At 68.9% G+C, this 10,917-nt stretch carries 9 protein-coding genes; 4 read left to right on the top strand and 5 right to left on the bottom strand.

The genetic code is table 11. The annotated features are described in order from the left end of the window. On the bottom strand, positions 1-1,518 hold a 1,518-nt coding region (locus tag LRA98_RS11220), incomplete at its 3' end, for a PAS domain-containing protein (protein WP_238640841.1). A gap of 334 nt (positions 1,519-1,852) precedes the next feature. On the opposite strand from LRA98_RS11220, the gene LRA98_RS11215 reads away from it, so the two are divergent. From LRA98_RS11215 to LRA98_RS13180, 4 genes are all read left to right on the top strand, one after another. Beyond that, a complete protein-coding gene (locus tag LRA98_RS11215) occupies positions 1,853-4,171 on the top strand; it encodes a PAS domain-containing sensor histidine kinase (RefSeq protein WP_238633693.1) in 2,319 nt (772 codons plus the stop codon). After that, positions 4,168-6,231, top strand: coding sequence for a putative bifunctional diguanylate cyclase/phosphodiesterase (locus LRA98_RS11210; RefSeq protein ID WP_238633695.1), 2,064 nt, complete (start codon positions 4,168-4,170; stop codon positions 6,229-6,231). The genes LRA98_RS11215 and LRA98_RS11210 overlap by 4 nt, the downstream gene beginning before the upstream one ends. Positions 6,232-6,308: 77 nt before the next feature. Further along, positions 6,309-6,641, top strand: coding sequence for an Hpt domain-containing protein (locus LRA98_RS11205; RefSeq protein WP_238633696.1), 333 nt, complete (start codon positions 6,309-6,311; stop codon positions 6,639-6,641). Further along, positions 6,638-7,324 carry a response regulator transcription factor gene (locus LRA98_RS13180; RefSeq protein WP_238633697.1) on the top strand — a complete coding sequence of 229 codons (687 nt, stop codon included), beginning with the start codon at positions 6,638-6,640 and terminating at the stop codon, positions 7,322-7,324. The genes LRA98_RS11205 and LRA98_RS13180 overlap by 4 nt, the downstream gene beginning before the upstream one ends. Here the strand turns inward: LRA98_RS13180 and LRA98_RS11195 are convergent. From LRA98_RS11195 to LRA98_RS11185, 4 genes are all read right to left on the bottom strand, one after another. Continuing rightward, on the bottom strand, positions 7,300-8,868 hold the full coding sequence (locus LRA98_RS11195; protein ID WP_238633698.1) for an AAA family ATPase: 1,569 nt from the start codon (positions 8,866-8,868) through the stop codon (positions 7,300-7,302). The genes LRA98_RS13180 and LRA98_RS11195 overlap by 25 nt on opposite strands. 5 nt (positions 8,869-8,873) lie before the next feature. Beyond that, a complete protein-coding gene (locus LRA98_RS11190; protein WP_238633699.1) occupies positions 8,874-10,076 on the bottom strand; it encodes an HD-GYP domain-containing protein in 1,203 nt (400 codons plus the stop codon). A gap of 159 nt (positions 10,077-10,235) precedes the next feature. Next, the gene (locus tag LRA98_RS13075) at positions 10,236-10,370 is read right to left on the bottom strand and encodes a hypothetical protein (protein ID WP_274519955.1); all 135 of its coding nucleotides are present in this window, start codon (positions 10,368-10,370) and stop codon (positions 10,236-10,238) included. 2 nt (positions 10,371-10,372) lie between these two features. Next, positions 10,373-10,876 (bottom strand): hypothetical protein, encoded by a 504-nt coding sequence (locus LRA98_RS11185; RefSeq protein ID WP_238633700.1) that lies wholly within the window; start codon positions 10,874-10,876, stop codon positions 10,373-10,375. Positions 10,877-10,917 lie beyond the last annotated feature (41 nt).

Here is a 10,917-nt window from a genome sequence, read left to right as displayed (position 1 = left end):
CCCCAGCGTGGCCACCACGGTCCCGTCTTCGTCGTGGATGGGGTGGATGAACAGCCGCGCCGAGAAAGGCTCGCCGCTCTTGCGCATCAGCCGGGTTTCGAACACCAGCTCCCGATCCTCGCGCACCAGGCGGTCCACCCACTCCGGCAGGGCGAGCCGCTCCTCGGGGAGGTGGAGACAGTCGACCGGTTGCCCGATCAGCTCATCCCGGCGATAGCCGAACAGCTGCTCGGCGCCGGCACTAACCTCCGTAATGCTGGATGCCAGGTCCGTCTTGACCAGCCCCACCGACGTGGCCGCCTGAAAGATCCCCTCGAGCTCCTGCTGACGCCGGCGCGCTGCGGCCTGCGCCTGCTTCATGGCGGTGATGTCCTGGATGGTGCCGCGCAGGATGGGCTGACCGTCCTCTCCATGATCCCGCTGGGCGACCTCGCGGACCCAGACCACCCGGCCGTCCGGGTGGACGATCCGGTATTCGGCGACCGTCCGGCTGCGCTGCGGCTCGTTCTCCAGCTGGGACTCGGCCACGCGAGGGCGATCCTCGGGATGGACCCGCGCCATAAAGGTATCGAAATCCGGTGGCGGGCCACCGATATCAAAGCCGCACAGCTCGAAGGTCACGGGCGACCAGGTCAACGTGCCGTCGCGCAGGTCGCTGACCCAGTGGCCGAGTCGTGCGAGCCGCTCGGCGGCCCGCAGGTCGCGGTTGGCCCGTCGCAACGCCTGCCCGGTCTCCACCTGCTCGGTGACATCCTGAGCACGACCGACGCTATAGGCCGGACCCTCGGCCGAGGCGAACTGCGGAAAACTGACGGCTTGAACCCAGCGCACCTCGCCGTCCGGACGGACGATCCGGTAGGTCTCGTCAAAACGCGCATCCCCCGCGTTCTCGGCGGCCAGCGCCCGGCGGACCCGCTCGCGGTCATCGGCATGGACCGCGTCGAGGAAGCTGTCCGGATCCTCCATCAGCTCCTCGACGCTGCGGCCCCAGATGCGCTGGTAGGCCGGGTTCACGTAGAGCATCCGGTCGGCGGTGCGCAGCCAGACCACCTCGTCCATCGCCTCGCTGATCACCCGCAGGCGCCACTCGCTCACTCGCAGCATCTGCTCGACGCCGCACCGCTCTGCCTCCGCCTCATCCTTCGCACCGGAGCAGCAGGCCCCATCGACCCGCCGACCTACCGACTGGATCTCTGTAACCTCAAGATCGGACCCGAGCAATGCCACGCTCTTCCACTGGTACACCGCCACCTCCCCATCTTCGGTGCAGACCTCGTGGGTGTAGGTCCGGTAGGGCGCGGATGGACCGAGTTGCGCGAGGACCGACCACACCCGGGGACGGGCGGACGCAGGCACCCAGTCGATCCAGCACTGACCGAGCAGCGAGGCCGGCGTCGCCCCAAACAGGCGCGCGTAACCGGCGCTCACGAAGGTCAGCGTCGTATCCGGTCTGAACCGGCAGAGCACCGTGTCCAACCCCTCAGTGGGTTGATCTTTGTCGCCGTCAAACGCGGCCAAGGGCACCTCTCCTCCCGGACAAGGGCGCGATCCACCCATCAAGCTGACGCCCGGGCAGCCAGCTCGACGCCGGTGTGGCACTTGTAACCCGCCGGGCGCAGGTCGCTCCAGCGGCTTTTCACACTTTCTGTTCCCGCATCGGGGCCGGGTTGTTCAGCGCCGGCAGCGCACTGGGTTACATTGCATTAACCCGGCGGTAGGCGCCGGGGAGAACAGCCAGTTATTCCCTCACGCGGCGGTGTGAATTATACTTCACAAACGCGGCAGCGTCTCTCCGGATCAAACCGCAACGGACCGCATCCCGTGAGCCACTGGTACACCGGCGAGAGGGCCCATGGACGACACCTCCAGGGATCAGGATCAGCAACGGCTCGGCAACGCACAGCTGCCCGAGCTGCCGAGCTTTGCGGAGGCCGCTCTGCAGGCGGATGGCAACTACGTGCTGTGCCGATTCCTCCCGGACACCACGCTGACTTACGTGGACCCGGCCTATTGCCGGATGCTCGGCCAACCCCGGGAGACCCTGATTGGGCTGCGGTGGCTGGATGTCGTCCCCGAGACCGATCAGCTCTGGATTCGCGACCTGCTCCGCCGGCTGACGCCGGACAATCCGACGGTGACCTACAGCCACGCCTGCCTGACGCTCCTCGGCGAGGAGCACTGGCTCCAGTGGACGGATCGCGGACTGTTCGATGACAGCGGGCGCCTGGTGGAGATCGAGGCCGTGGGCCGGGATCTGACCCGGCTGCGCGAGACCCAGCAGGAGCTGCGCAGCAACCAGCGCCACCACCGGTTGCTGCTCGATCACGTCCCCGTCCAGATCTGGTATCTGCTCGACCCGACCACCTACGGAGCGGTCAACGAGGCACATGCCCGCTTCCTCGGCTACGACGCGCCCTACGAGCTCTCGTTCCGCCCCCTCACCGAGGTGCTCCATGCCGGACACACGGTGGTCTTCGGCGATCCCGGCGGCGAGGTGTTCTGCCACGGCCGACCCTGCGAAACCCAGGTAGAGGTCCACGACACCAACGGATCGCCCCGGTTTCTGTGGCTGACCAAGACCCCGAAAACCGATGAGCAGGGGGCCGTGCGTTACGTGGTCTGCTCGGCGCAGGACATCACGGCCTTCCACCAGGCCGAGCAGAGCTTCCTGGCCTCGGTCACCCATGACCTGCGCACGCCACTGAGCACGGTCGCCGGCGGCCTGCATCTGCTCGAGACCTCGAAGACCCTCGGCGGGGAAGAGCGCGAGACGGTAGCCCTGTGCCAGCAGGCGACCCAGCACCTGACCGAGATGATCGAGACACTTCTGGAACTCTCGACCATCCGTGCGGGCAGGCTGACCCTCCACCCCCGCCCCTTCGATCTGTCCGAGACCATCGACACCTGCATCCGCGCCTACCGGGAGCAGGCCCGCAACAAGGGCCTCGGGCTGTCCGCGCGCATCGAGCCGGCGCTGTCGGTCCAGCGCATCGGGGATCCCGACCGCATCGGCCAGGTCTTGCTGAATCTGCTCGACAACGCGATCAAGTTCACGGAACGCGGAGAGGTCACCGTACACGCCCGCGATGACGGTCACCGGCGCGTGCGCATCGAGGTCGCCGACACCGGCCCCGGCATCCCGCTGCCGAGCCAGGAGCTGATCTTCCGCAGCTTCGAGCGCGGGCCGTTGCGCGACACCACCAGCAGCAGCGGCCTGGGTCTGACCATGTGCCGGCAGCTGGTCGAACGCATGGAGGGCTCCATCGGCCTGGAGAGCGAGGTCCGGTGCGGCTCCACCTTCTACTTGACCCTGCCCCTCCCCACTACGGCGGAGGCCACTGCGGAGCCCCAGGGGCTACGCGATCGATCAGCGCACGAGGAGCCGGAGACCGCCTCCGGCATGGCCCCGCTCATGAACCGGAATGGACAGGCACTGCGGGTTCTGCTCGCCGAGGACAACCACATCAATCAGCGCCTGACGCGCAAACTCCTTGAATCCATGGGAGTCCAGTGCCAAGTGGTGCCCAACGGCCGGGAGGCCGTCCAGGCGTACCGCAGCTGCGCCATCGACCTGGTTCTCATGGATCTGCGTATGCCACTGATGGACGGTGCCGAGGCGATCACCCGCATCCGCAGCTTCGAGCAGCGCGATGGACTGGCGCGAACCCCGATCCTGGCCCTGACCGCCAGCCCGCAGACGGATGAGGCCTATCGGCACATCCTCGGGGAAGTGGACGACTGGATCCGCAAGCCCATCGAGCCGGAGACCCTGCGCTCGGCCCTGGAGCGGTTCGCCGGCACCGAGCCACCCCCCCCACCGAAAGCCAGCGAGCCGCCGCTCATGGACTGGGACGAGGCGCTGCGCCGCACCGGCGCGCGCGAGAGCCTCCTGCGCGAGAGCCTACACAGCTTTCGGGCCGACCTGCCGCAGCACCGCACCCGGCTGCACAACGCCTTCCGGCAACAGGCCTGGGAGGCACTTGCCCGGGAGGCGCATACCGTCAAGAACCTCTGCCAGACCTTCTGCATGCATCAGGCGGCGGAGGCGGCCAGGCGCCTGGAGGTGGCGTGCACGAGCGGGCACGACGCCCAATCCGTCGAGACGCAGGTCGACCAGCTCCACACCGCCGTGCGCCGCCTGGAGACCTTCTTGCGGCAGGAGCAGTCATGAACACGGAGGCGCGTCTGCTGATCCTCGATGACGATCCGGTCCTCTCCAATCTGGTGGTCCGGGAACTCCAGGCACTGGGCTACGCGGTCTGGCACGCCGCGGACGGCCAGCAAGGGCTGGAATCGTTCGAGGCCCTGGACCCGGACCTGGTCCTGGTCGATATCCAGATGCCGGTGATGGACGGTTTCGAGTTCATCCGCCGGGTGCGCGGTCACCCCGATTGCGAGACCGTCCCCCTGGTCATGCTCACCGGCTTCGAAGACGGGGCGTCCATCGACCGCGCCTTCGAGCTCGGCGCATCGGATTTCGTCACCAAGCCGGTCAACATCCCGCTGCTCCAGCGCCGGATCCGCTTCAACCTAGCCAGTGCCCGACGCGAGCTGGATCTGCGCAGGGCGCAGCTGGAACAGAGCCACGCCGGCCGACTGGCGCGGATGGGATTCTGGCGCATGGAACTGCGCAGCGGCCGGCTCGAGTGGTCCGCGGGCGCTGAGGAGACGCTCGGCTGGATCCGCCCCCTGCCCCAGTCGGCCGAGCATCTGCTGACCGAGACCCAACCGCCCTATCAGGATCGCACCCGGGAACTCTTCCGCCAGGCCGTCCACGAGGGCGAGGCCTTCACCACGGAGGTGCGTCTTGGCGGCGCTCAGGAGGAACGTGCCCTGCGCCTGAGCGCCTCCCCGTTCGCCGACGACGGGATCCTGGTGGGCGCCTTCCAGGACATCACTGCCCTGCGCGCCTTCGAGGATCAGGCGCTGTATCTGATCGAGCACGATGAGCTGACCGACCTACCCAATCCGCGGCTGTTCAACCGCCTGCTCGAGGAGCGCCTGCGGGAGCTGCAGGAGGGCGCCGAGTCGCTGACCGTGCTCATCATCCACGTCGAGCGGCTGCAGCGGGTCAAGGCCGGCCTCGGCGACAGCGCTTGCGAGGGGATCGTCATCAGGCTCGCCCAGCGACTCATCCACGCGGCCGGACCCGACGCCATTCTCGGACGTCTGGAATCGGACACCTTCGCCGTGGCGAAGGCGACCAAGCCGGATGAAGAAAGCATCGGCGCCTACGTGCAGGCCCTGGCCATCGCCCTGGACCACCCCTACCGCGTCGAGGGGAAGGACCTCAACGTCAACATCACCATCGGTTTCAGTGTGTGCCCGACGGATGCCGATGAAGGCGCCGAGCTGGTGCAGAACGCCCGCCGGGCGCAGAACCAGGCCAGCCTGCGCCACAACGAGCAGATCGTGCGCCACCGCAGGATCGCCGGGGAAGACCAACCCGCCCATCGCATCCACCTGGAGTCGGAGCTGCGCCAAGCGATCGACAACGGGGAGTTCAAGCTCCTCTACCAGCCTCAAATGGCCACCCAGAGCCGCCGCCTCGAGGGCGTCGAGGCGCTGCTGCGCTGGAACCACCCGGAGCGCGGACTGCTCGCGCCGGGGGCATTCCTGGACGTCCTCGAGGAGACCGGCCTGGTGCGCCAGGCAGGAGAGTGGGTGCTGGATGAGGCGCTGCGTCAGCTGGGCGAGTGGCACCGGCAGGGTTATCCGCTGACGCTTGCCGTGAATATCTCACTGACCCAGATTGAGGGGCAGGATCTGCAGAAGCACCTGCGGGCGCTGACCCGGCAACACGGGGTGCCACCGACGGCGGTCGAGCTTGAGATCACCGAGGCCGTCGCCATGCACGACCCCGAGCGGACCATCAGGATCCTGCGGGCGCTGCGGGCGGAGGGCTTCCGCATTGCCCTCGATGACTTCGGCACCGGGTATGCGGGCATGTCCTACCTGCTGCAATTGCCGCTCGATGCCCTGAAGATCGACCGGAGCTTCGTGCAGGGCATCGCCGATGGACTGGACAACCGCGCCATCGCCAGAGCCATCGCCGCCATGGCCGCCACCCTGAGCCTGACGACCATTGCCGAGGGGGTTGAGACGGAAGAGCAAGCCCGACAACTCGAGGCCCTGCACGTCGACACCCTGCAGGGCTACCTCTTTGCCAGACCGCTTGAGATCGAGGGGGTCACAGCGATCCTGCAGCAGCAGGGTGCGGGCCCGGACTAGCGCCCGCAGCCCGCTACTGACTTAGGAAGACGGAACAGTGCCAGCCCCGGCACCCCTTCAATACAGATTGAGATGCCATGGAAGTCATCGATATCAACAGCGCGCTCGAACGGCTCGACGGCGACCGGGAACTTTGTCGCGAGCTCCTTCTCGATTTCCGCAGCGATTACAGCGGGGTCGACCGGACCCTGCGCGAGAAGCTTCGCGACGGTACGACTGACGATGCCCGGGAGCTGCTCCACAACTTGCGCGGGGCCGCGGGCAATTTGGGCATGGGGCGGCTTGAGGCCGCCGCCGAGACCCTGTCCCGGCAGATCCGCGCGGGCGCGGTGGAGGCATCCGCGCTGGACACTTTCAGCGAGGAACTCAACCTCGTGCTCAGCGAACTGGAGCGTTTTGAACAGCCGTGAAACCACCACACATCCTCGTGATCGAAGACGAGCAGACGTCGCGGTCGATCTGCCAGACCGCGCTGCACCGGGCCGAGTATCAAGTCACCGTGGCCCTGACGGCGCGGGAGGGGCTGCAGCAGCTGCGCAGCACCCGCTTCGACCTGGCACTGCTCGACCTCAACCTGCCCGACGCCGACGGCCTCTCCCTGGCCAGCACACTGCGCGGCACCCACCCTGCTTTGCCGATTATTATGATGACGGTACGCACGGCAGCGGAACAGCGCGCTGCGGGGCTGGAGGCGGGCGCGGTGGACTACCTGAGCAAGCCCTTCCAGCCGGTGGAGCTGCTCCACCGGGTCCGCCGGGCGCTGGCCGAAGGCCCGCCGGCCCCGGTTACGCAGATCAACTTCGGCGCGTGGCAGCTGGATGTCGAGCAGCGCACGCTGCGCTACGGAGAGGGATTCGAGCTGGAGCTGACCCTCGGTGAGGCTCGGCTGATCGAGTTCCTGCTGCGCGCCCGGGGACGGCCGGTCAACCGCGACCAGCTCGCCGAGGCGGTGGCACGCAGCGGGGAAGGCAACCCCAAGTCCGTGGACGTGCTGGTCTCGCGCCTGCGCCGCAAGCTGGAGGACACCCCCCGCAACCCGCGGCATATCGTGACCGTACCGTCCTTGGGCTACCGGATCGACGCCGACGAGTGAGTGCCCACGGCGCCCGCGCGGCGCTCCGGGCACCCTGGCCGGACACAGGCGAGCTGCAACAGCCGACCCGGCACGCCGGCGCTGCGCCGCAGCAAAGGCCGGAGAGCCATCGGGGTCCGGGTGCCGGCGGCGCAGCAGGTCGCCAGGCGCAAAGCGGCCGAGCGGGACAGGCGCTCGAGCCGCAGAGCCGGCAGGTATTGCTGGATCTCTGTGCAGGCCTCCTCGGTGCGCGCCGTGGCGACGACCATCACCGGCGCCGACGCGCGCTGTTGGCGACGGAGGAAACCCCGCAACCAGTCGCGGGTAGCGGCATCGGCCTCCGGCAGCCCCTCCACGACAAGCACACCGAGCTCGCGTCGGAAGACGGCGGAAAATAACCGACCCAGCCGCTGCCTGCGCTCCCGCGCTGTGGGCGGCCACGCCGGCCTGCCCCCCGGCAGCTCGACACCCAGCAGCTCGCCGAGCAGATAGGGCGCCACCGGATCCGGGTGGCGGCACCCGCCGGGGTGGTGGCGGGCGAGCCACCGGATCAGCCGCGGTTCCGCTTGCGCCCAGCTCATGCCCGCGTGGACACGGGCCTGCCAGGCCACCAGGCGTTGGAGCGGCTCGAGGGGCCAGCCGCCCGGGGTGGCCTCGCAGTGGAGCACCCACCACTGCCCCCGGTGCTCGTGGACCCGCTCATGCAGCCACTCGATCAGCCGCGACTTGCCGATGCCCGCCTCCCCGACGACCAAGGTGCCGAGCTCCCCCTGACCGGTGAGAACACGCTGCCAGCGGGTTAGCAGCTTGGCGGCCTCGTAGCCACGCCCCTGCAGCGGGTAGGCGGGAAATACTGCCTCCCGCCAGTCACCGGCATGGGCTCCACGACCCCGGAGCTCGGCAGGCTGCCGGCCGGTGCCCGCTGGCTGTGCCGGGACGTCGTCGCTTCGGTGCTGGCGGGGATCCATGGCGCTCGCCCGCTGCAGGGCCCACACCGCCTCGCGGTGATCGCCCCGCGCGGCGTACACCTCGGCCAGGCGCACCGCGAGCGCCGCCGCGCGCTCCCGGTACAGGCGCCGCCGCCCTTGCAGAAAATCCTCGAAGTCGTCGCAGTCGAGCAGGGCAATCCCTTCGAGGAAGGCGCCTCGATAAAGGTTCAGCGCGTGGCGCACCACGCCGACGGTGGCCGGCGCATGGCGCCGCGGTGTCTCGCGCCAGAGCCAGTCTACATCGCAGATGACGCGCACGTGCGGTGACAGTCGGACCCGGGAGCGCTCGATGATAAGAGGGTTTACGGCGGCATCGGCAAAGAGGCGGCGCAACCGCGACAGCGCCGTGCGCAGCGAGGCCCGGGCCCGCTGTTCAGTGGCGCGAGGCCAGAACAGCCGCGCCAGACGCGTGCGCGAGCAACCGTCGGGGGTCTCGAGCACCAGGTAGATAAACAGGGCGAGCTGCTTTTGATAGTCGAAGCGGCCCGTGAGCGCCACGCCGTCGAGCAACACCTCGGCCTCACCGAGGCAGCGCAGCTCCAGCGTGGGGCGGCAGGGCCCGCGCCCCGGAGACAAGGGACTCAACTGCTTGGAGGCATGTCGCTGTAACCCCATGCGGTGTTCTCCGGGATCGGCACCTTGATGTCCTCAGGGCGATAACTGCGCCGGATCTCCACCCCCTCTTCCGTCAGATTGCGTTCGACGGCACGCAGCTGCCGGCGCCCGTCGGCACGCTGCAGCAGGTAGACCCAGGGCTGTGTCCGCTTTCCGGCCCGGCGGGTGACTAGGGCCACTTCGCCGGTCTCCAACCCGACCACGGTCCCGGGCGGATAGATGCCGAGCTCCCGCACGATCTGCTGTGCGTAGCGTGCGGGGTACCGCTGGTCGGCCTCGGTGAATAACTTGCGCAGGACCTCCTTGGACGTCCGAGCCGGCCGGTGGGCCCGAGGCGTCACCATGGCCACGTAGACATCCGCGAGCATGACCAGGCCGGAGACCTCACAGATCGCCTCGGCCCCGACGCCGTGGGGGTACCCCGAACCGTCCAGACGCTCGTGGTGCTCCATGACGGCGCGCAGCCAGTCGGGATCGTCCAGCCCGGCCTCGCGCAGCAGCTGCGCCGAACGCTCCGGATGCTCGGTCAGCGCCCGGCGCTGCGCCTGGCTCAGGCCGGTGGCCTGGCGGTCGAGGGCGGCGCGCAGTTCGAGCATGCCGATGTCGGCGCTCAGCGCCGCACCGATGAGGCTGTTGCGGCACGCCTCGGAGAACCCGGAGGCGCGGGCGACGACGTCGGCCACAATGGCCTGCCGCAGGGGATGCAGAACCTGCTCCGGATAGGCGCGGCTCAGATGCGCCATGCCCAGGGCGGCATCCGCGTCCAGATCGATGAACCGGCGCAGGCGCTCGGCGACTTGCCGCAGCCGGGGCAGGAAATCGCGCTCACCGGCCCGAATCCGGTCGTGGGTGCGCTGTAGGGCTTGGGCACACGCGTGCAGCCGCTCGCAGGGGCTGAAGCCTTCCGGAACGGGATAGCCGCGCCGGACAGCAGGCCCACCCGGGTGTGCAAAACGACCCTGCGTTGCCGGCACCCGCGCCTGCGACCGGGCACCCTGCTGCACTCGCCCGCCGTGGAGCAGGCGTCGGAGCTGGCGCTCACTGCTGATTCGCTGGCCGCGCCGCAGCAGGAGCCGCCCCTCCTCGTCGTAGACATCGCAGGGCAGCCGCTCACCGACACGCAGGTTTGGCCCCACCCCGAGGATGGCCGGATAGTCGTGGGGGTTCATACGCCGTCTTTATCCCCTGCCCGCCGGGTCTCACTAACCCAAGGGCAGAGTAGGCGCCGGCCCTCAACCAGAAATAAACAACGGGTTTTGGGTCAGGGCGGAGCCGGGGGCTCCGCCCTGCGCTGGCAGCAGCGATGGCGAGCGGCCGCGGGCGGTGGATCAGCCCCCGGCGAAGGTGGCCGGGGTCTCGTTGAGGGGCAGGCGCCGCAGCTGTTGCGCCGTGCCGGGGTCGGCAAGCAACTGTTCGAGGGTAAAACCGTCCAGGTACTGGATGAATTGGTCCCGGGCGCGCACCCTCAGAAGCGTGCCAGGACCGCCTGCGCCTGCTGCCAGTCGGCGCCGTCCGGGGCGGTGGCCACCGAGACGCCGGCGTCGTGGTCCCGCACCAGATAGAGCACGCCGTCGAGCATGGCAACGAGGACCTCGTGCTCGGTCTCGGCCCGCACGATCTCCTCGAACCACCGCTTGCGGGCCGGCCACGCCAGCTGGGGGTCCACCAGCACGACCTTGCGTGCAGCCACCAGTCCCTGGTGGTTACGCTGCAGCCGCTCCCGGGTCTCCATCAGCAGGGCGGCGACCGCCCCGCGGGGGTCGAGCGGCGTGGCCTGGCGCGCCTCGTCGAGCCGACACTGGACATGCTCAGCGAAATCGATCAGCCGGACCACCGCCGCCCGCTCGGCGGCGAGCGCCCCGGGCGAGGCGTTGAGCGCCAGGATCATCTGCATGCTCTGGAACTGCGCCTCGCTGGTCAGGCAGGTGCAAAGGGTATCGAGTTCTCGCGGGGTCCGGATCGCCGACATGGCAGGGTTGCTCCTTGTGGGTGACTGCTCCAGTGCAGGTT

Source organism: Halorhodospira sp. M38 (assembly GCF_022227985.1).
Taxonomy (GTDB): domain Bacteria; phylum Pseudomonadota; class Gammaproteobacteria; order Nitrococcales; family Halorhodospiraceae; genus Halorhodospira; species Halorhodospira halophila_A.
Note: the sequence above shows the minus strand (reverse complement) of the source record. Positions and strands in the feature narration are given on the sequence as shown.

What these genes read in the sequence shown, in the direction of transcription:
- LRA98_RS11205 (WP_238633696.1), top strand. Translation starts at nt 6,309, where the DNA reads ATGGAAGTCATCGATATCAACAGCGCGCTCGAACGGCTCGACGGCGAC.
- LRA98_RS11190 (WP_238633699.1), bottom strand. Translation starts at nt 10,076, where the DNA reads ATGAACCCCCACGACTATCCGGCCATCCTCGGGGTGGGGCCAAACCTG.
- LRA98_RS11210 (WP_238633695.1), top strand. Translation starts at nt 4,168, where the DNA reads ATGAACACGGAGGCGCGTCTGCTGATCCTCGATGACGATCCGGTCCTC.
- LRA98_RS11185 (WP_238633700.1), bottom strand. Translation starts at nt 10,876, where the DNA reads ATGTCGGCGATCCGGACCCCGCGAGAACTCGATACCCTTTGCACCTGC.
- LRA98_RS11215 (WP_238633693.1), top strand. Translation starts at nt 1,853, where the DNA reads ATGGACGACACCTCCAGGGATCAGGATCAGCAACGGCTCGGCAACGCA.